This window comes from Halobaculum sp. EA56 (assembly GCF_051195075.1).
In the GTDB taxonomy this organism is placed as follows: Archaea; Halobacteriota; Halobacteria; order Halobacteriales; family Haloferacaceae; genus Halobaculum.
Genome location: NZ_JBNTJX010000001.1, coordinates 122,824 through 142,923, shown reverse-complemented (window position 1 = coordinate 142,923; position 20,100 = coordinate 122,824). Strand labels below are relative to the sequence as shown.

At 73.7% G+C, this 20,100-nt stretch carries 19 protein-coding genes; 8 read left to right on the top strand and 11 right to left on the bottom strand.

What is annotated here, in order from left to right; all coding sequences use genetic code 11:
* Positions 1-111 precede the first annotated feature (111 nt).
* Complete coding sequence (locus ACQUQ1_RS00665) at positions 112-1,704, top strand: sensor histidine kinase (RefSeq protein ID WP_435062216.1); 1,593 nt, start codon at positions 112-114, stop codon at positions 1,702-1,704.
* Between the two features lie 179 nt (positions 1,705-1,883).
* On the opposite strand, the gene ACQUQ1_RS00660 is transcribed toward ACQUQ1_RS00665, so the two are convergent.
* Positions 1,884-2,078, bottom strand: coding sequence for a hypothetical protein (locus ACQUQ1_RS00660; protein ID WP_435062214.1), 195 nt, complete (start codon positions 2,076-2,078; stop codon positions 1,884-1,886).
* A 6-nt stretch (positions 2,079-2,084) separates the two neighbouring features.
* Positions 2,085-3,149 (bottom strand): aldo/keto reductase, encoded by a 1,065-nt coding sequence (locus ACQUQ1_RS00655; RefSeq protein ID WP_435062211.1) that lies wholly within the window; start codon positions 3,147-3,149, stop codon positions 2,085-2,087.
* A gap of 141 nt (positions 3,150-3,290) precedes the next feature.
* Here ACQUQ1_RS00655 and ACQUQ1_RS00650 point away from each other — a divergent pair, with 141 nt between their 5' ends.
* On the top strand, positions 3,291-5,759 hold the full coding sequence (locus ACQUQ1_RS00650; protein ID WP_435062209.1) for a glycoside hydrolase family 32 protein: 2,469 nt from the start codon (positions 3,291-3,293) through the stop codon (positions 5,757-5,759).
* Between the two features lie 115 nt (positions 5,760-5,874).
* On the opposite strand, the gene ACQUQ1_RS00645 is transcribed toward ACQUQ1_RS00650, so the two are convergent.
* Positions 5,875-7,239, bottom strand: coding sequence for a glycoside hydrolase family 68 protein (locus tag ACQUQ1_RS00645; protein ID WP_435062207.1), 1,365 nt, complete (start codon positions 7,237-7,239; stop codon positions 5,875-5,877).
* Positions 7,240-7,400: 161 nt separating this feature from the next.
* Here ACQUQ1_RS00645 and ACQUQ1_RS00640 point away from each other — a divergent pair, with 161 nt between their 5' ends.
* The gene (locus ACQUQ1_RS00640; RefSeq protein WP_435062205.1) at positions 7,401-8,327 is read left to right on the top strand and encodes an acyltransferase; all 927 of its coding nucleotides are present in this window, start codon (positions 7,401-7,403) and stop codon (positions 8,325-8,327) included.
* A gap of 53 nt (positions 8,328-8,380) precedes the next feature.
* On the opposite strand, the gene ACQUQ1_RS00635 is transcribed toward ACQUQ1_RS00640, so the two are convergent.
* The 6 genes from ACQUQ1_RS00635 to ACQUQ1_RS00610 form a co-directional block, all read right to left on the bottom strand.
* A complete protein-coding gene (locus ACQUQ1_RS00635) occupies positions 8,381-8,761 on the bottom strand; it encodes a universal stress protein (protein ID WP_435062202.1) in 381 nt (126 codons plus the stop codon).
* A 111-nt stretch (positions 8,762-8,872) separates the two neighbouring features.
* On the bottom strand, positions 8,873-9,538 hold the full coding sequence (locus ACQUQ1_RS00630; protein ID WP_435062200.1) for a DUF7384 family protein: 666 nt from the start codon (positions 9,536-9,538) through the stop codon (positions 8,873-8,875).
* 45 nt (positions 9,539-9,583) lie between these two features.
* Complete coding sequence (locus tag ACQUQ1_RS00625) at positions 9,584-10,684, bottom strand: putative sulfate/molybdate transporter (protein ID WP_435062198.1); 1,101 nt, start codon at positions 10,682-10,684, stop codon at positions 9,584-9,586.
* Positions 10,685-10,857: 173 nt separating this feature from the next.
* Positions 10,858-11,880, bottom strand: coding sequence for an ABC transporter ATP-binding protein (locus tag ACQUQ1_RS00620; protein WP_435062196.1), 1,023 nt, complete (start codon positions 11,878-11,880; stop codon positions 10,858-10,860).
* Positions 11,880-12,860: an ABC transporter permease gene (locus tag ACQUQ1_RS00615; protein WP_435062194.1), complete on the bottom strand. Its 981-nt coding sequence runs from the start codon at positions 12,858-12,860 to the stop codon at positions 11,880-11,882. Before ACQUQ1_RS00615 ends, ACQUQ1_RS00620 begins: the two co-directional genes overlap by 1 nt.
* A 49-nt stretch (positions 12,861-12,909) precedes the next feature.
* Positions 12,910-14,025 carry an extracellular solute-binding protein gene (locus ACQUQ1_RS00610; RefSeq protein WP_435062192.1) on the bottom strand — a complete coding sequence of 372 codons (1,116 nt, stop codon included), beginning with the start codon at positions 14,023-14,025 and terminating at the stop codon, positions 12,910-12,912.
* A 170-nt stretch (positions 14,026-14,195) separates the two neighbouring features.
* Between ACQUQ1_RS00610 and ACQUQ1_RS00605 the strand changes: the two genes are divergently transcribed.
* Positions 14,196-14,948, top strand: a complete 753-nt coding sequence (locus ACQUQ1_RS00605; protein WP_435062190.1) for a TOBE domain-containing protein — start codon at positions 14,196-14,198, stop codon at positions 14,946-14,948.
* A 36-nt stretch (positions 14,949-14,984) separates the two neighbouring features.
* Here the strand turns inward: ACQUQ1_RS00605 and ACQUQ1_RS00600 are convergent, their stop codons facing one another.
* The gene (locus ACQUQ1_RS00600; protein ID WP_435062188.1) at positions 14,985-15,866 is read right to left on the bottom strand and encodes a dihydrodipicolinate synthase family protein; all 882 of its coding nucleotides are present in this window, start codon (positions 15,864-15,866) and stop codon (positions 14,985-14,987) included.
* A 404-nt stretch (positions 15,867-16,270) separates the two neighbouring features.
* Positions 16,271-16,930: a potassium channel family protein gene (locus ACQUQ1_RS00595; protein WP_435062186.1), complete on the bottom strand. Its 660-nt coding sequence runs from the start codon at positions 16,928-16,930 to the stop codon at positions 16,271-16,273.
* Positions 16,931-17,115: 185 nt separating this feature from the next.
* Between ACQUQ1_RS00595 and ACQUQ1_RS00590 the strand changes: the two genes are divergently transcribed.
* From ACQUQ1_RS00590 to ACQUQ1_RS00575, 4 genes are all read left to right on the top strand, one after another.
* The gene (locus tag ACQUQ1_RS00590) at positions 17,116-17,724 is read left to right on the top strand and encodes a metal-dependent hydrolase (protein ID WP_435062184.1); all 609 of its coding nucleotides are present in this window, start codon (positions 17,116-17,118) and stop codon (positions 17,722-17,724) included.
* 71 nt (positions 17,725-17,795) lie between these two features.
* The gene (locus ACQUQ1_RS00585; RefSeq protein ID WP_435062182.1) at positions 17,796-18,200 is read left to right on the top strand and encodes a cupin domain-containing protein; all 405 of its coding nucleotides are present in this window, start codon (positions 17,796-17,798) and stop codon (positions 18,198-18,200) included.
* 47 nt (positions 18,201-18,247) lie between these two features.
* Positions 18,248-18,895 (top strand): VOC family protein, encoded by a 648-nt coding sequence (locus ACQUQ1_RS00580; RefSeq protein WP_435062180.1) that lies wholly within the window; start codon positions 18,248-18,250, stop codon positions 18,893-18,895.
* A gap of 241 nt (positions 18,896-19,136) precedes the next feature.
* Positions 19,137-20,072, top strand: a complete 936-nt coding sequence (locus tag ACQUQ1_RS00575; RefSeq protein WP_435062178.1) for a UbiA family prenyltransferase — start codon at positions 19,137-19,139, stop codon at positions 20,070-20,072.
* Positions 20,073-20,100 lie beyond the last annotated feature (28 nt).

Sequence of the window (20,100 nt, the reverse complement as noted above, 5' to 3'; positions counted from 1 at the left end):
TCAGAATCGAGTGACGGCGGCGAGCCGTTCCCTCGGCCGCGATCCCGCCGAATATCCGAGCTGATGCGTGAGGACCGGGGTTTATTACCGACGACTTGATACGACCGGTCGATGACGGCCGAGGAGGCCGCGGGGCCCGGGGTCGACGAGCGACTCCGGTCGCTGTACGCGGCGACACAGGAGCTCATGACGGCGACGACCCGGCAATCGCTGTGCCGGGTCGTCGTCGACGTGAGCGAGCGGGTGCTCGGCTACCCGCTGACGGGGGTCCACCTCCGCGCGCCCGGCGGGGAGGGCCTGGAGCCGATGGCGTACCCGGACCCGGTGCGCGAGCGGTTCGACGGCGAGCCGCCGACGTACACCCCCGGCGACCGGGTGTACCGGGTCTTCCGAACCGGGGAGTCGCTGCGGCTCGGCGCCGCCGAGCGTCCCGACGACCCCCACCGCGGCATCGTGGTCCCCATCCCCGACCACGGCGTGCTCATCGCCGGAACGGAGACGCCGGGCGACACGAGCGAGGTGACGCTGGACCTGGTGGAGCTGCTGGCGGAGAACACCGCCGTCGCGCTCGACAGGCTCCAGCGGGAGTCGCGGCTCAACGCCCTCCACGAGACGACGCGGGAGCTGATGGAGGCGCGCGACGACGCCGCCGTCGCCGCCGCGGCGACGAACACCGCCCACGAGGTGCTCGACCTGCGGCTGAACGCGGTGTACCTCCGGTCGAGCGACGACGAGCGCCTCGTCCCCGTGAGCGTCACCGGCGAGGCGCGCGAGCTGTTCGGCGAGGTGCCGAGCCTGGGGCCGGGAAGCGTCGCGTGGGACGTGTACGAGTCGGGCGAGCCCGCGTGCCACGACGACGTGCGGCGGGCCTCGAACGTCGCGAACCCGGAGACGCCGGTCCGCAGCGAGCTGGTGATGCCGCTGGGCGAGCACGGCGTGTTCCTCGCCGGGAGCACGCGGCCGGACCGGTTCGACGACGCGGACGTCGCCCTGGCGAAGCTGTTCGGCGACACCGTGGAGGCGGCGCTGGACCGCGCCGAGCGCGAGGCGCTGATGCGACGGCGCGAGCGCGAGCTCGCCAGGCAGAACGAGCGGCTCGACGACTTCGCGAGCGTCGTCTCCCACGACCTCCGCAACCCCCTGAACGTCGCGCAGGGCCGCCTCGAACTGCTCGCGGACGACTGCGACAGCCCGCACATCGACCACATGGCGGAGGCGCACGCGCGGATGGAGTCGCTCATCGACGACCTGCTCACGCTCGCGCGCACCGGGCGGTCGGTCGGCGAGACCGAGCCGGTCCCGCTGGCGCCGACCGTCACGAGCGTCTGGAACACCGTGGACGGCGGCGGCGCGCTCTCCGTCGACGACGACGTGGGCGTCGTCGAGGCGGACGCCTCCCGCCTCCGGGAGCTGTTGGAGAACCTCGTCCGCAACGCCGTCGAACACGGCGGCGACGACGTCCGCGTCGCCGTCGATCGCCTCGACGGCGAGGAGCGCGACGGCTTCTACGTCGCCGACGACGGCCCGGGGATCCCGCCCGAGCGCCGCGAGGAGGTGTTCGAGCGCGGCGAGACCACCGCCGACGACGGCACCGGCTTCGGCCTCGCGATCGTCTCGGAGATCGCCAGCGCCCACGGCTGGCGCGTCCGGGCGACGGAGTCGGCCGACGGCGGCGCCCGCTTCGAGGTCGTCGTCGACGGGTGAACTGAACGGCCGGGACACGTCGCGGGACCGGCCGCGCGGGCGGTGAACCGACACGCGGGCGCCCCGGTTCGGGTGCGACGGTGCGGAGTGAAAGTGAACGACGAGCAGTCGACAGCCACGCAGTCGTGCGGTTTCGAGGCGAAGGCAGGGGGTCGCGAGTCGGGGCGGGGCGAGGGGCGTCAGCGCCGGCGGAGATAGCCGACGACGCCCGGCAGGCCGGCGAGCAGCGCGAGGGCGGCCCAGCGGCCGCCGGCGACGTCGCGGCCGGCGGCGTCGCGGTAGACGAGCGCCGCCAGCGCGGCGTGCACGACGAGCGTGACGCCCGCGATCCGGCGGAGGCGGCGGGCGTACCGCCGCGATCGGTCGTCGGTCACGGGGCCTCAGTCGGCCGGCTCCGGCGGGAGGACGCCCGCCCTCCGGAGGTCGTCGCCGCCGACGGAGGTGCGGAAGTCCTCGGGGTTCATGCCGTCGTCGCGGTCGACTCCGAAGTTCTCCGCGTACAGCTCGTCGACGCGCTCGCGCTCCTCGTCGCTGAGGCGCGGCGTGTCGGGCGCGGCGGCCCACTCGTCGATGTCGTCGAGCGACCGGAAGGTGGGGACGACGCTGGCGACCTCCTCGTCGTCGAGGAGGTACTGGATGGACGCCTGGCCCATCGTGCGCTCGCCGTCCCGCTCGAGGAACTCGATGGCCTCAACCTTCTCCCAGCCCGTCTCGAACCACTCCTGCGGCCGGTGGGCGCGGTGGTCGCCCTTCCCCAGTTCGGTGTCGGGGGTGACCTGCTTGTTCAGCAGGCCCGAGGAGTGGGGAACGCGGGCGATGAGGCTCGTGTCGGCGCCCTCCTCGCGGATCGTGTCCAGGAAGTGGCGGCCGGGAGTCTGTTCGAAGAGGTTGTAGACGGTCTGGACGGCGTCGAAGTCGAGTTCGACCGCGCGGTCGCCCTCCGCGAGCCAGCCGATGGACGGCCCGAGCGCCCACCCGAGCGCGTCGTACAGCCCCTCCTCGCGCATGGCGTACAGCTCCTCGAGCGCCTCGTCGGTCACCTCGTCGACGTTCGCGTTGTGGAGGAACAGCACGTCGAGGTACTCCATGTCCAGCCGGTCGAGGCTCTTCTCGACGGCCTCGCGGAGGTACCCCGGCGAGAGGTCCTTGGGGATCTCGCCGTGGCCGGCCTGCGCGTTGTTGTAGAAGTCGTAGCCGACCTTCGTGCCGACCGTGACCTCCTCGCGGAACTCCCCGAGCGCCTCGCCGATGAGCTCCTCCGAGCGGCCGTGCCCGTACACGTCGCCGGTGTCGAAGAACGTGATCCCGCGGTCGAGGGCGTGGCGCACCATGTCGACCGCCTCGTCGTCCGAGCGGTCGCCCCACCAGTCGGTGCCGACGACCCACGCGCCGAAGGCCACCTCGCTCACTTCGACGCCGGAGTCACCGAGTTCTCGGTACTGCATGCCCCGGCGTAGGTGCGGACGCCACTTATCGGGCCCGGTTGCGGGGGACGCCGGACGCGGGGAAGGGGGCGCCCGGGAGCCCGCCGACGGCGCCGCCGTCGACGCGAACGTTTTTTCGTTCGCGAGTGATTCCGTCGAGCCATGCACACAGCCCCGGTCCGCGTCGGCGTCGTCTCGGCCGACGAGCGGAGCGCGGAGCGCCGCTCCGCGTTCGCGGTCGCCGACCGCGTCGCCGCCGCCGTCGAGCCGGTGTCGCTGGCGGCGGTCGCCGCCGGCGACGTCGCCCTCGACGCCTACGACGTGCTCTGGTGGCACCGGGACCGCCCGTTCGCCGACTGCGACGTGGACGTCGCCGCCGCCGCGGCGCCGGTGCGCGCGTACCTGGAGGACGGCGGCGGCCTCCTCCTCAGCGCGCGGGCGCTGCCGGCCGTGGAGCCGCTCGGGGTCGACGCGGTCGCCCCCGACGCGACCGGGGCGGCCCATCCCGACGACGTGTCCGGGTACCGGGCCCGGGCGATCCACGCGGACCACCCCCTCTTCGAGGGGTTCGAGCGCGACGACGGGTCGCCGCCGCGGGTGCCCGTCGTCGGTCCCGGCGGCGAGGCGGCGTTCGCGCGCTACGACCGCCTGCTGCCGGCGAGCGGGGACGTGCTCGCGTGCGCGACCCACGGCGACGACGACATCCACCCCGAGAAGGCCGTGATCGAGTGGCGCGTGGGCGGCGGGGAGCCAGGGTCGGGGCCCGAGCGCGACGCGATCGAGTCGGGTGGGGCCGTCCTCGGCCTCGGCGGCACCCTCCGGTTCGACGGCCCGGACGACGGCCACGCCCCGGCGCGCGAGCGCCTCGTCCGCAACGCGCTCGCGACGCTCGGGCGGAACACCCTCCCCGCGTTCACCGGCCGTCCCGCGACGCCCGCGGGGTTCGCCGCGCTGCGCGAGCGCCTCGCCGGCGACCGCCACCGGCCGGCGTACCACCTCTCGCCGCCGGCGAACTGGCTGAACGACCCGAACGGGCTGGTGAAACACGACGGGCGCTACCACGTCTTCTACCAGTACAACCCGGGCGGCCCGTTCCACGACGCGATCCACTGGGGCCACGCCGTCAGCGACGACCTCGTGCACTGGCGGGACGAGCCGGTCGCGCTCGCGCCCGACCCGGACGGCCCCGACCGGGACGGCTGCTGGTCCGGCTGTACCGTGATCGACACGGACGGGACCCCGACGCTGCTGTACACCGGGGGGCGCGGCCGCGACCAGCTCCCCTGTCTGGCGACGACGGACGACCCGGGGCTCCGCCGGTGGACCAAGGACCCCGGCAACCCCGTCATCGAGTCGGCGCCCGCGGGGCTGGACGTGTACGAGACGGCCGACTGGGCCGCCGAGTTCCGTGACCACTGCGTGTGGCGCGAGGACGGCGTCTGGTACCACCTCATCGGCTCGGGGGTCGCCGCCGGGGGCGACGGGCCCGGCGGGGACGCGACCGAGCCGGGCGACGGCGCCGTGCTGCTGTACCGCGGGGACAGCCTCGACGAGTGGGAGTACGTCGGCGTGCTCCACGCCGGCGAGGGCCCGCGCGGCGCCCCCGTCTGGGAGTGCCCCGAACTGCTCACCTTCGAGGACGCCCGCCTGCTGCACGTCTCCGACGACGACCGCGTCGCCTACTACCTCGGCGACGTCGACCTCGGGAGCGGGGGCGAGCGGAGCGAGCCCTCGGGGCGAACGGGGAGCGTGCGCGGTCGACCGACGGGAGACCGCGACAGCGAACGGCGACCGAAAGGAGCCGTGAGCGGAGCGACCCGTGAGCGGTCGGCGCCCGCCGAGAGCGACGGCGGCGAGCCGGGGATGGACGTGCGGGAGGCGGGCCTGCTAGACCACGGCGACTTCTACGCCCCGCAGTCGCTGTGGGACGACGAGCACGACCGCTACCTGACCTGGGGCTGGCTCCCCGAGACGCGCGACGGCGCCGCCCAGTGGGACGCCGGCTGGTCCGGGACGATGTCGCTCCCGCGGGTGATCGACACCGACGACGACGGTCGCCTCCGGCAGCGTCCGGCGCCCGAACTGCTCGACCTGCGGGAAGAGTGCGCGCTGTCGACGACGGTCGCGCTCGACGACGAGCGCCGGCTGCTCGACGTCCGCGGCCGCTCGCTGGAGCTGGAGTGCACGCTCCGCCTCGGCGGCGCCGAGTCCGTCGGACTGTCGGTGCTGGAGTCGCCCGCCGGCGGCGAGCGCACCGAGGTCCGGTTCGACGGCGAGACGCTGACCGTCGACCGGAGCGCGAGCGGCGGCGACGAGCGCGTGAACCGCGCGCCGCGGGGGATGCCCGTCGGCGACCTGCTCGGGAACGGCGACGACGCTGTCGGCGGCGACGTGGCGGACGACCGCGCCGCCGGCGGCGACGGCGACGACACGGCGCTGTCGCTTCGCGTCTTCGTCGACGGCTCCACGCTGGAGCTGTTCGCGAACGGGCGGCGCTGTCTCTCGACGCGCGTCTACCCGACCCGGAGCGACGCCGACCGCGTCTCCGCGTTCGCGGAGGGCGGCACGGCCGACCTCGACGTGGCGGCGTGGCCGATGGCGGGCACGTGGCCCACGTCGACCGGGCGATAGGCGGGCGAGCGACGGCCGCGCGGTCGGCGGGGTGGACGTGGTCGGCGGGGTGGACGTGGTCGGCGGGGTGGACGTGGTCGGCGGGGTGGACGCGGCGGCCGTCCGCTCCGCCGCCTCAGCGGAAGCCGCCGTAGCCGCCGCGACCCCCCTCGACGCCTCGGGTGGGCAGGTCCGGGAGGTCCTCGCTCGGCAGCGGGATGTGCCCGTGCGCGAGCTTCCCTAGCACCCGGGTCCGGTCGCCGTCGAGGCCGATCCGGATCGTCGGCGAGAGCGTGCCGCCGAAGCGGCGGAACTGCTCCTCGGGCGGGAGCTCGGCCACCTGATCGAGCGTGCGGCCCTCCAGGTCGTAGTAGTTGAAGAAGGAGGTGACGAGCAGCTCCTCGCGGTGGGGGAACGCGAGCCACGAGTACGTCTGGAACGGCGCGTTCCCGGGGTTCGTGAGCACGAGGCCGGTGTCGTTGAGCGGGCGGTACTCCCCGAACAGCGAGTCGGCGACGAAGCCGTACAGCGCGTCGAACCCGTCGATCCCCGGGGCGAAGGTGTGCTCGTGGCTGGAGACGAACAGGTAGTAGCGCCCGTCCCGCACGACGACGTGCGGGCGCTCCAGTTCCTGGTTCACGCACGTGGAGTGGAGCAGGGGGTCGCGCAGCTCCCAGTCGGTCGGGTCGCCGGTCGGCGAGGTCGCGACGCCGACGGCGCCGTTGAACTCCTGGCCGACGGCGTCGCCGTCGCAGGCGTCGCTCCCCTCGGGGACGGGCACGTTCGCCTCGAACAGCAGGTGCGTCTCGCCGGTCGCGGGGTCCTCGAAGAACCACGGGTCCCGGAAGGTGTAGATCATCCCGCGGGACTGGTCCTCGCGCTCGTAGCGGACGCCGTCCGGACGGAGCAGCGACTCGTGGGTGAAGGTACCCTCCACGTCGAGTCCGTCGCCCGTCGCGGTCAGGGTGCCGCCGGTCGCCAGCGCGAGGTGCTGGCTGTAGCTGAGGTCCGCCTCGCCGGCCTCGCCGGCGGCTGTGTAGTAGCAGTAGAGGTTCGCAGGGCCGGGGCCGTCAGGGTCCCAGAGGGCGCAGCCGGCCCACTGACGCGACCCCAGCGGCTCGCTGTCGGCGAAGACGGGTCCGGCCGACTCCCACGACTCGCCGTCGGCGGAGTAGAAACACCGGATCGTGGCCACGTCGTGGCGCTTGCCGGGCAGCAGGTCGCGGGGGGCGGTGAGCGCGAACGCGACGCGGTAGCCGCCCACGTCCGCGAGCGAGCCGTCGCGCTCGCGCAGCAGCCAGGTGTCCCACAGGTACACCTCGTCGCTGACGGGCTCGTCGGGCGGGTAGATCACCGGCTTGACGGCGTCGTCGACGCGGGCGAGGTCGGCGGCCTGTTCGCGCGTCCACGCCGGCGTCCGGGCGCGGACGCCGTCGGGGTCGTCGGCGTCGGGGTCGTCGGCGGGTGGCGTCCCGCCGTCGGGGTGGAGCGAGTCCGTCATTGTCGACGACAGGGAAGGCCCTCTCTAACCGCTGTCGCTTCGGCGGCGCCGGCGGCGCCGGCGACCCCGCCCCCGACGCGTCCGTCCCCGCGCCGTCGACGGTTCCTCGCCGACTTCGCACATCCGAACCCATTTGTCCCGTCGCGGCCAACCCGCTCGGTATGACCAAGCGTCACGTGTCCCTCCCGGCCGAGGCGGACGAGGGGGTCACGGCCTTCATCGAGCAGGTGGACGACCGGCTCTCGTCGGGGGAGGACACCTGCGAGGTCGTCCGCGACACGCTCGTGGACCTGTTCGGCGACCGCGACGCCTACGAGCGGTGGCAGGCGGGGGGAGACGTGACGCCCGCCGAGCGGGTGCGGCTGCAGGGGTACGACCCGTGCAACGCGACGCTGGAGTCCGAGTACTACGCCGAGAAGGACGAGGAGCGGTTCACCCGCTCGAAGCACCTCCAGTGGCTGTGGCGGCAGTTCGACGCGACGCCGATGGCCGACAACATCGCCTTCGCGCTCCGGTTCCGACAGATGCTCGCGGACCACCTGTTCGCGGAGGCGGGGGAGAACCTCCGGCTGTTCAAGGGGATCACGTTCACCTACGGCCACAACATCGAGATCGGCGACAACACGGTCGTCCACGACGACGTCCACCTCGACGACCGCGGGAGGCTCACCATCGGCGACCGCGTCTCCATCTCCGACTCCGCGCACGTGTACAGCCACGACCACGACATCGTCGACCAGACCGAGGTGACGAACTTCCACACGGTCATCGACGACGACGCGCGCGTCACCTACGACTCGATGATCCGCGCGGGCTGCCGCGTCGGCAAGAACGCCGTCGTCGGCGCGAAGTCGGCCGTGCAGGGCGACGTGCCCGACCACCACATCGCGGTCGGCTCGCCCGCCCGCAGCGTGAAGGTGAAGCCCGGCTGGGAGTCGGTCGCCGAGCCCGTCGAGGAGCGGCTGACGAACCGCGCCGACGAACGACGGATCGAGTACGACCTCCCGGACGACCTCGACGACTTCGACGAGTTCGGGCGGGACCTCACGCCGGCGGACGACGTGGACGCCCCAGAAGCCGACGACTGACCGGGCCGGGCGACGCGAGGAACGGCCACGGGGGTATCTCGACGACGTAGGGTTCACTCGCGGTCCTGCGGGACCGTCACGACGGGCACGTCCGACCCCCGCATCACGAGCTGGAGGACGCTCCCGAACACGACCTTCCCGGCGGGCGTCCGCTTGCTGGACCCGAGCACGGCGTAGTCCGGGCCGGTCTCCTCGATCTCGTTCAGGACGCGCTCGGCCGGGTTCCCCTCGACGATCCGCAGGGTCACCGTGTCCGGGTCGTCGACCGCGTCGGCGACGACCGACTCCGCGGCGCGTTCCGCGTCCCCGAGGTCACTCCCGGACGCGACGTGCAGCACCACCGGCTCCTCGTCCAGGCGCGACGCCAGTTCGACGCCCTCCGCGACGACCGTCCCGCTCCCCTCCTCGCCGTCGATCGCGATCAGTACTGTCATACACGTGTGAATTCGTGTCGATGAAACGTCAGTCCACCCGACGAGTCCCGCTCGCTGAGAAGAAGGGACGGCGTCCGGGTCCCACCGGCTGTCCGCTCGCCGGGTCCCGATTCACTCCCGCGGGTCGCGGTCCGGCCCGGGGTACTCGCCGTCCGCCACCTCGGGGTACAGCGACCCGGCGTCGAACAGCGCCGCGAACGCCCGCGGCTCGCGCACGCTCACCGGGAACCGGCCCCGGAGCCCGGCGCCCGCGTCGGCGGCGGTGAGGCGGTCGTCCAGCGAGAGCACGTGCATCGCGCCGCCGCGGTACGCCGACGCGAGCGCCGGGTGGTCGCCGGGGGGCTGGGCGACCGGCTCGCGCCAGGCGTCGACGCGCTCGCGCCAGTCGGCCGCGAGCGACGGGTCCGCGAGGTCGGCGACCAGCCCCTCGGCGTCCGCCAGCAGGTCGTCGCTGGCGACGAGCGCCGTCCACGAGTGACGCCGGAGGGCGTCGAGCGCCTCGCGGGCGTGTCCCCCGACGAGCAGGTCCGCCGCGAGCACGTCCGCGTCGGCGACGGCCCGCGCCGGCGAGGGGTCGGCCGGGTCCGACACGGCGTCGTCGCCGGCGCGGTCGTCGCCCTCGCGTCCCCCGTCGCCGGCGGTGTCGCCGCGTTCCCCGTCCACGTCGCCGTCGTCCCCGTGGTCGCCCTCGCGCCGCTCGGCGAGCGCCGACCGGATCGCCGCCTCGCCGACGTCGAACGCCTCCGCCCGCTCGAACAGCGCGGCCCACGTCTCCATACCCGATCCGGGGTTCCCCGAGACAAAAAGCCGGGTCGTTCCCCCTCAGGCCGTCCCGAGACGCCGGCGGGCCGCGTCGACGCCGACGCCGAGGAGGAACGCCGCGCCGACGTTCCACAGGAGGCCGACGCACCCGACGAGCGCGACCAGCGCGAGCGCGCGGCGGTCCTCCACGTCGACCGCGCGCCGGCCGAGGTGGACCGCGACGACCGCGAGCACGACGCCGAGCACGGGCATCGGGAAGGCGGCGACGACGCCCGCGAAGGGGACGGCCGCGAGGTAGAGGCCCCCGAGCACGAGGTTCGCGCCGCCGGTGCGGGCGCCGAAGGCGTGCTTGCCCGCGAGGCCGCCGGAGCCGTGACACATCGGGATCCCCCCCAGCGGGACCGCCGAGAGGCACATCGCGCCCATGCTCCCCGAGAGCCGGTCGGCGGACACGTCCGCGTCGAAGAGATCCGACAGGAGGAGGCTCGTCGCGACGGCGGCGTTGCCGACGGTCATCGCGAGCTGTGCGGCCGTCGCCGAGAACGCGTTCGTCGTGAGCGCCGGCGCCGCCGCGGGGAACAGCCCGAGCGCCGGGAGTTCGGGCGCCGGGACGCCCGTCCCCGCGAGCGTGATCGCGACGCCGGCACCGAGCACCGCGAGGGCGGCGCCGCGGCGGTACCCCGCGAGCGCGACGACGCCCGCGAGCGCGGCCGCGGCGAGCGCCAGCGCCGGGTCGGCGGTCCCGAGGTCGACGCCCGCCCGGAGGAGCAGCAACGCCACCGCGAGCTGGATGCCCCGGATCACCGGCTCGCCGACGTACCGCCGGACACGCGCGAGCGCGCCGGTCGCCGCGAACGCCAGGAGGGCGACGCCGGCGAGCAGGCCGGCCGCGAGGTACTCGCCGGCCGTGAGCGTCCCGGCCAGCGCCAGGCCCGCCAGCGCCTTCATCGGCTCCACAGACAGCGGCAGGCCGTAGACGAGCCCCCACACGACCTGGAACAGCCCGAAGAACAGCAGCGCGTGCGCCAGCGAGACGGGCGTGAGCGCGGCTATCCCGACGACGATCGGGAGGACCGTAACCGAATCCCCTATCGCGCCGGTCCACTCGCCGGCGTCGAACCGGAGGGCGTAGTCCGCGTCCAGTCGCTCCGAGATGGCCACGATCGGCAGTCGGAGTCGTCGTACTTGAGGTTGTCCGGAAACCGATCGCGGCCGCGTCGAACGTGTTCGACAACTGGTTTCAGTTACGTCAGCCGTCGCGGGCGGGCCGCGCCGCCCCCGTCCGGAGGCGGGGTCCCGGGGCCGCCCGTCGGTCGGGGTCGCGACCGGGTCGGTCACCCGGCGTCCGCGGCGTACGCCGTGACGCGCTCGGGGGGCACCGACAGGCGGACGCGCTCGCCCGGCGCCGGCGGGTCGTCGGCGACGAACAGCGAGAGTCGCGCGCCGCCGCCGCCGTCGGCGACGGCGCCCGCCGACGTCTCCGGGCGGGGGTCGGCGGCGTCGAGGTCGACGGTGACGCGGTGGGCGGCGTCCTCGCGGACGACCCGGCCCACCTCGCCCGCCAGGACGCCGTCGCCGTCGAGGGCGACGTGTTCGGGGCGGACCGCCACGGAGACGGCGTCGTCGGGGACGTCGAGCGCCCCGCGGACCGCGTCCGCCGGCACGACGTTCGACCCGGTGAACTCCGCGACCATCGGGGAGGCGGGGCGCTCGAACACGTCGTCGGGCGTCCCCGTCTGGACGATCCGGCCGTCGCGCATCACGGCGATGCGGTCGGCGACCGCCCGGGCGGTCGTCCGGTTGTGCGTGACGTACACCGCCGTCACGTCCGCGAGCACCTCGGCGAGGTCGTCGCGCAGCGCCTGCCGGGTCGGCACGTCGAGCGCCGCCAGCGGCTCGTCCAGCAGCATCACCTCGGGTCGGACCGCCAGCGCCCGCGCCAGCGCGACGCGCTGTTTCTCCCCGCCCGACAGCGTCGGGGGGTAGCGGTCGGCGAGGTCCGCGACGCCCAGTTCCGCGAGGAGGGCGTCCGGGTCGCCGTGGTCGTCGCGGTAGCGGGTGCCGTAGGCGGCGTTCTCGCGGACGGTCATGTGGGGGAACAGCGCGTAGTCCTGGAAGACGAAGCCGAAGCCGCGGTCCTCCGGGGCCAGGCCGTGGAGCGCCTCGCCGTCGAGCGAGACGGACCCCTCGTGGGAGTGGAAGCCGGCGACCGTCTCCAGCAGGAGGGTCTTCCCGCTCCCGCTGGGCCCGAGCACGACGAGGCTCTCGCCCCGCTCGACCTCGATGGTGGCGTCGACGACGAACGCGTCGGCGCCGTCGGCAGTGAACGTCGCAGTCACGTCGGCGGACAGCCCCATCAGACGACACCCCCGGTCGTCGTGGTGTCGCTCGTCAGGTACCGGACGACGAGGAAGATGACCGCCGACACCGCGAGCAGGAGGAACGCGACCGCGCCGCTCTCCTCCAGGCCGCCCTGGAGGTACGTGTTGTAGACGAAGACGGGCGCGTGCTGGGCGGTTACCCGCTCGCCGGCGGGCGGGTAGAAGAACTTCACCGAGTAGGCGACGACGGCGACCGCCCCGAACTCCGAGACGGCTCGCGCCCACGCGAGCACGCCGCCGGTGATCATCCCGCGGACCGCCAGCGGCGCGGTGACGCGGCGGAAGGTGTCGAACCGGGATGCGCCGTGGATCCGGGAGGCGTACGCCAGTCGGTCGTCGATCGACTCGAACGCCTCGCGGGTCGCGTTGACGGCGTACGGTGCCGACACGAACGCCATCGCCAGCACCATCCCCGTCATCGTGCCCAGCACCGACACCGACGGGAACGCGCCCCCCTTCCCGAACCCGAACAGGATGATGATCCCCGCGACGCTGTGGGGGACGACGAGCGGCAGGTCGACGAGGCTCTCGATCAGTTGCTGCCCGGGGAAGCCGTCGGCGAGCAGGCGCGCGAGCGGGACGCCGAACAGCAGGCTCGCGAGCGCCGCCAGCAGGGGGCCGTACACGCCGAGGTACAGCACGCGGTGGACGTCCGGGTTCAGTGCCTTCTCGGCGATCAGGCCCGGTTGCTGTCGAGCGACGAACAGCGCCAGCGGGAGCCCCAGCGCGACCAGCAGGACGCTCCCGAGCGTCGCGGCGCCGACGACGAACGCGCTCCCGTCGAGCCCGTACGCGGCGACGGCGACGCTGCCGATCATGAAATACGCGTACAGCGTCGGGCTTCCGGACGTGTACGCGACGGCGAACGCCGCCACCTGTACGGCCGCGAACGCGACGGCTATCGGCGCGCGGCCGAGCCGCGCCAGTCGGTGGTCGGTGTCAGTACTCGTCGCCATGGACATCCCTGTGAGTGTGAGTCATAAAGTACCGTGTCCTCAGTCCCGACTACAGCTCCAGGGGGCCGAGCGTCTCCTGGGCGCTGGCGACCTCCATGACGTTGCTCGGGACCGCGTCCTCGGCGGACGACGGAACGACGATCGGGTCGACCGGGACGAGCCCGAGGTCGTTCAGGATCTGGCGCCCCGGCTCGGTCGCGAAGTACTCGACCCACTTCGCGCCCGCGTTCGGAGACTGGGCGACGCTGGGGACAGTGATCCCGTAGGCGATCGGCGCGCCCGTGAACGTACCCGAGTCGGTCTCGACCTCCGCCTTCGCGTAGTGTCTGGCGTACTCGCTTGTCGCCTGCGAGAGGTCGACCTCCGGCTGGAGATCCACGTACGGCAGGCCCGAACTCGCGGAGATGGACTGGTAGTAGATGACGTAGTCGAGTTCGCCGGACTCCAGTTGCCCCTCCAGGTTCGTCTCGGTACCCGTCGGGACCGTCGAGTTCTCCCGGAGCTTCCGGTAGGTGGCGTCGTCGTACAGCCGTTCCCCCTGGAACTCCTCGGCGCCGAGCTGCTGGGTCATCACCGCGCGGTAGCCGCCGGGGTCGACCGCCGGGTCGGAGTGGCCGATGGTGATCCCGTCGCGGGTGAGCACCTCCCACCAGTTGTCCGCCGAGATCTCCTCGGCGCCGGGGGAGTCCTCGCGGTACTGGATCGACATCGAGTTCGTCGTGAATATGGCGTACCAGTCGCCGTACTCGGGGAGCACGCGGTTGCGGATGAGCCTGAAGTCGGAGGTGCCGAGCACGTCCGCCGAGCGGCCCTGCTGGGTGATCTTCTGGGTCGAGGCGACCGACCCCTTCGCCTCGCGGGTCACGTCCACGCCGTGTCGCTGCTCGAACTTCGGCTCGGCCGTCGAGAACGGCGGCGCGAGCGACCCCGCGTGGAAGATCGTCATCGAGTCCTCCAGTTCCATCCCCGAGGCGGCCGTGGTGGCGTCGCCGCCGTCCCCGGTTCCCGTGCCGCCGGACCCGGAAGTCGCGGTCGACCCGTCGGAGCCACCACCGCCGCCCAGACAGCCTGCGAGCCCGAGCGTCGCCGCCGTCGCACCAGCGGTCGCCAGGAACGACCGCCTGTCGGTCGCGCCGTCCACGCCGCCGGTCCGTTGTTTCGACATGGAAACAACGACCGCGTACGGACGTATATAGTTGTGGGAACCAGTTACGCCTTCCACGGAGGCCCGTTCAGCGAAACTGATACCGGTTTCGTATCCTCCGGAGCGCGCCCGCGGGCCGCGTGAGCCGGCGCGCGCAACGGTTTTCAGGCGGGTCGCCGAAGCGGACGGCGATGGATGCGAACGGCGGCGACGAGGGGACCGCGGCGTTCGAGGCGAGTCTCACCGCCCCCGGTGCGACGTTCGACGGGGGGGACGCCGCGCTCCTGCGGGCCGTCGCCGCCGCGGGGTCCGTCAGCGGCGCCGCGGCGGAGCTGGGTCGCTCCCGGGCCCGGGCGCTCTCGCGCCTGGAGACGCTGGAGGACGCCTTCGGCGACCTGGTGGAGCGCCGACGGGGCGGCGCCGACGGCGGGGGGAGCGAACTGACGCCGGCGGCGCGGGCGCTGCTCGCGCGGTTCGACCGCCTGACCGCCGCGCTCGCCGGGACCGCCGGCGCCGCCGAGTCGGTGTTCGGCGGGACCGTCGCGGGCCGCGAGGGCGAACTCGTCGTCGTGGACACCGACGCCGGGACGCTCCGGGCACTGGCCGTCGGCGACCCGGACCCGGCGGCGGGGGACCGCGTGCAGGCGAGCGTGCGCGCGGACGCCGTGACGCTTCACGACCCCGGGGAGACGCCCCCGGCGGACGCGACGAGCGCCAGGAACCGGTTCACGGGCGTCGCCTCGGCGGTCGACCGCGGGGACGCGGTCGTCGAGGTTCGGGTCGACGTGGGCGCCGGCGAGCCCCTGTCGGCGCTGGTGACGACCGACAGCGCCGACCGCCTCGGCCTGCGCGAGGGCGGCGAGGTGGTCGCCTCGTTCAAGGCGACGGCGACGCGGGCGACCCGCACGGACGCCGCCGGCGACGCCGGCGGTCGGGAGGAGTAGAGCCGCGGCGGCGAGTCCGGGCCGCCGGCGCCGCGTTCAGAGGTCCTCGCGCAGGTCCGCGAAGTCGTCGAGGAGGTCGTCGAGCGCCGTCCGCGCCTCCTCGTCGACCGGCCGGTGGGGCGAGCGGGCGTGCCCCGCCGGCGCCCCGCGCTGACGCATCGCGTACTTCAGCCCCGGGATGCCGTACTCGGCGGTGACCGCGTGGTTCAGGTCGACGCACGCGGCGGTGAGTTCGCGGGCGCGGGCGTCGTCGCCGGCCTCGTGGGCCTCGTAGACGGCCGTCGTCGCCTCCGGCGCGACGTTCGCGAGCGCGAGCACGCCGCCGGACCCGCCGGCCGCGAGCGCCTGCCCGAGGACGCCGCCCGCGCCCACCATGAGCTCGAAGTCGGCGTCGGCGGTGCGCTCGCGGATCCGCTGGAACGCGGCGACGTCCCCGGAGGAGTCCTTCATCCCGGCGACGTTGGGGTGGTCCGCGAGGCGGCCGACCGTCTCCGGCTCCAGCCGCACGCCGGTGTACGGCGGCACCGAGTAGAGGTACACCGGGATCTCGGCCTCGTCGGCGACCTCCCGGTAGTACGCCGCCAGCGTCGCCTGGTCGTGGTCGTAGTAGAACGGCGTGACCACGAGCGCGGCGTCGGCGCCGGCGGCCGCGGCGTCCGCGGTCGCCGCCAGCGTCTCGCGCTTCCCGGGGCTGCCCGTGCCCGCCAGCACCGGCACCGAGGCCGCCTCGGCGACGACCTCGACGACCCGGGTGCGCTCGGCCGCGGTCATGAGTTCGGCCTCGCTGTTCGACCCGCACGGGACGAGGAAGTCGACGCCGCGGGCCTCGACCCACTCGACGAGCTCGCGAAGCGCCGGCTCGTCGAGGTCGCCGTCGGCGTCGAACGGCGTGACGAGCGGCGGTCCGGTTCCCTGCATACCTCCGGGGTCGAGAGCGCGGGGCAAAGGGTTGTCGTCGCACGGGATCGTTGCCGCCGACGCGTCGGCTCGACCCCGGGCGGAGGGGCCGAGCCGCCGGGGCGGATCGGACGACAGCGGAGTCGTACGGGCGTCTGACGGACGGCTCCCGTCTGACGCGTCTTTATGTCGGATCGGTCGGATGCCCCCGACGGGCGCGCGGACACACCCACCCCCGACCGGCACCCGGTCGGGTCGAGCGCCCGAGGTCGCCGGTCACCCGTCGATCCGCGTCACAGGCTCGCGTTCCCCCCGACCGCCTGTCAGGGCCGACCGGCCCTGCTCTTTCCCCCACCGCGTCGCCGTCGAGCGGCGTCGCCGGCCAGGACTCCCGCGAGCCGGCGGACCGGCGGGGGCCGCCCCAGTCAGGCCTCCCCGAGGATCTCGCTGCGGACCTCCCCGACCCGGTCCGTCTCCGCGAGCACCGCGAGCCGGTCGCCCGCCTCGACGGTCGTCCCGGGAAGGGGGATCGTGAGCGGGCCGCGCCTCCGGCCGTGGGCGTACACCCGCCCGCCCTCGACCGAGAGGTCGTTCACGTGGTCGCCGATCACGGGCGCGCCGTCGTCGACCGCGATCGTCACGAGCTGGAGCCGCTCGGTGAGGTCGCCGATGGCGTTGAAGTTCCCGCCGAGCATCGCGGTCTTGGCCCCGGCGGCGCCGAGGCGCTCGGGGTAGACGATCTCGTCGACCGCGGCCTCGAACTCGTCGTATATCTCCTGGTGGAAGTCCTCGGAGATGCGCATCACCGTCCGGCAGTCGGTCTCGTCCTTCGCCTCCATGCAGATCTCGAAGTTCACCGTCGGGTCGCCGGTGATCGCGCCGACGGCCTCGGCGTCGGCGACGCCCGCCTCGCGCAGCGCCGACGGGTTCGAGCCGTCGCCCTCGACGACGGTCAGCCCCCGATCGCGGGCGCGCTCCACCTTCACGTGGTCGTTGTCCACCACCGAGACGTCGTGGCCCTCCTCGTCGAGCACGCGCGCGGTCCGGGAGCCGACCCGGCCGTATCCCACGATGACGATCCTCATGCAGTGTCATGCTACGGCATACCACAAAGCGCTGTCGCCCGGTCGCGCTCGGGCGTCGCGGACGCGCCCGGGTGTCGCCCGTCCTCCCCTCCGATCGGTCCTCGTCCCGACCGGGGCCGGGGCGCGACACCCGCGCTATCACGGCCCACACGCGGCTTTTGGGGCCGAGGCGCCTACCGGCGGCCATGATGGCGACGACGCACGTCCTCGCGGGCGTGCTGGTCGGGGTGGGGACGCTCGCGCTCGCGCCGGAGGCCGGGCCGGCCGTCCTCGCGGGGGCGCTCGGCGGCCTCGCCCCCGACCTCGACCTGCTCGGCGACCACCGGAGGGACCTCCACTTCCCGGTCTACGGGAGCCTCGCGGCGCTGCTGGCGATCGGGGTCGCCGCGGCGGTCCCCTCCCCGCCGACGCTGTCGCTGGCGGCGTTCCTCGTCGCGGCCGCGCTGCACGCCGTCTCGGACGTCGTCGGCGGCGACCTGACGCTGCGGCCGTGGGAGGCGACCGGCGACCGGGCGGTGTACGAGCACCTGCGCGGCCGGTGGCACGCCCCCCGGCGGTGGGTCCGCTACGACGGCGCCCCGGAGGACTTCCTCCTCGGCGTCGCGCTCGCGCTCCCCGCGCTGGCGACGCTCGACGGCCCCGCCCGCTGGGGGGTCGCGGGGTTGCTCGTCGTCTCGGGGGTGTACGCCCTCGGCCGTCGCGCGCTCGTCGACGCCGGCGAGCGGGCGGTCGCGGTCGCCCCCGAGGCGGTGCTCGACGCGGTGCCGGAGACGCTCGTCGAGGACCTGCGGTAGCCGGGGGCTCGGGCCCTCCCGGGAGCGCGGCGGACGGTCGGTTTTTCACCGTCGGGACCCGACCCGCCCCCATGGGGAAGGTGAGCCTCGCGGCCGGGTTCGAGTCGTTCTCGGAGACGTGGTCGCCGCGGCTGGCGGCGGAGCTGAACGGGCAGGCGGTGAAGCTCGCTCGGCTCGACGGGGAGTTCGTCTGGCACAGCCACCCCGACGCGGACGAGCTGTTCTGGGTGATCGAGGGCGGTCCCCTTGACATCGAGTTCCGCGAGGAGCCGACCGAGACGCTCCGGCCGGGCGAACTGCTCGTCGTGCCCGCGGGCGTCGAACACCGGCCCGTGGCGGCCGAGCCAGCGAAGGTGGCGCTGTTCGAGCCGGCCGGCACCGAGAACACCGGCGACGCCGGCGACACCGGCGACGACCGGACCAACGCGGTGACGGAACTGGAGACGGGCGTGAGCAGGGGGGCGAACACCCGGTGACACGGATGTCAGCGAGCGGCTAAGTGGCCGGAGCCCGTTCGTCGGGTATGGCGACAGACGACCCCGACGTTCCCCCGGCGGACAGATCCGACATCCCCGTGACCGCGGAGGCGCCCGACAGCGCGCTCTCGGTCACCGGGACCGACCACATTACCCTCATCGGGAGCAACGAGGAGGACACCGTCGAGTTCTACCGCGACGTGCTGGGCATGCCGCTGGTGATGCGCCAGCCGAACCTCGACGCGCCGGAGGTGACGCACCTGTTCTTCGACAGCGGGGACGGCCGCATCATCACGTTCTTCGTCGAGGAGGACCGCGAGTCGGCGGCCGGCCAGCGTCCCGGCATCGGCGCCGTCCACCACCTCGCGTTCAGCATCGAGGCCGAGGAGCTCCCGGCGATCAAGGAGGCGCTCTCCGAGCGCGGCCACCGCTACAGCGAGTTCGACCGCGGCGCGTTCCACTCGCTGTACACCCGCGACCACAACGGCCTCACCATCGAACTCGTCGTCGACAAGTACGAACTGCCCGACGACCGCCGCGGCGAGGTGATGGCGCTGGCGCACTCGAAGCGCGTCGCCGCCGGCGACGAGTACGTCGACGACGAGCACATGGAGGCCGCCATCGACGAACTGGGACTCGACGTCGTGCGGAACGAGGTGCCCGACGCCGCGACCGGCACCGGGTACGCCGAGTAGCGGCCGGCGTAGCTGTCGCGCTGACACACACTTCGGTTTCGCTAGAGGAACCGTCGCGATCGACCGACGCCGCCGCGTGGTAGCCCTATCTTAAGTAGGTAGAATATCGCGTGTGATTTCTATCCGGATACACGTGGACTCGATTCAGCGACATACGCATCAGAATTTTATACTCCCCCGTCGGTGAGTCGTTCACGGTGTGTCGGCGGGCGGGGCCCGCCGGGCGGTCCATCGATCACAAATGTCGCACGAAACGGAACACGCGTCGGGCGAGTACGACGCGAACGTGGGGGCGGACGGCGTCGTCGAGTGGCTGACCGCGCTGGGGGAGCGCGCCGGCGACGCCCTGGTGTACAGTTCGGCGTACCTCGCCGCGATAGCGACGGTGGAGGTGGCGATCGCGATGACGCTGCTGTCGCTGCCGCCGAACCCCGCCCCCGTGGTGGTGGGGCTGGTCACGTTCGCGGTGTACACGAACGACCGGGTGGCGGACGTGGACACCGACGCCGTCTCGGACCCCGAGCGGTCGGCGTTCGTCCGTCGCCACCGGGACCTGCTGTACGTCCTGGGGGCCGTCGCGTACGGCCTCGCGGTCGCGGCGTCCGTCCTCGGCGGCCCGGCGACGCTGGCGGTCACGCTGCTGCCGGGCGTCTTCTGGATCGCGTACGCGGCCGACTGGGTACCCGAGGCCGCCACGCGCGTCCGGCGGTTGAAGGAGGTGCTCGTGGTGAACTCCGCGGTCGTCGCGCTCGCGTGGGCGACGACGCTGACGGCGCTGCCGGTCGCGTTCACCGGCGCCGCCGTCACCCCGGCGACGGCGGTCGTGTTCGGCTACTTCCTCCTCCGGTCGTTCGTCGACACGGAGGTGCCCAACGTGGGCGACGTCGAGGCCGACCGGGCCGTCGGCGTGAACACGCTGCCCGTCGCGTTCGGCGTCCCGGCGACGCGGCGGGCGCTGTGGGCGCTGGACCTGGTCACGGCCGCCGGCGTCGTCTGGGCGGCGCACGCGGGGGTGCTCTCCGTCGGGCCGGCCGCAGCGCTGTGTGTCGGCCTGGCGTACTCGCTCGTCGTCACGGGGCTGCTCGGGCGCGCTGACGACGACCTCGTCTCGCTGGCCGCCGAATGCGAGTACGTCGTCGTCATGGCCGCGCTGGTCGCCGTGTCGGCGCTGGCCTGACCGATCAATCGCCCGAACAGTCGTTTCA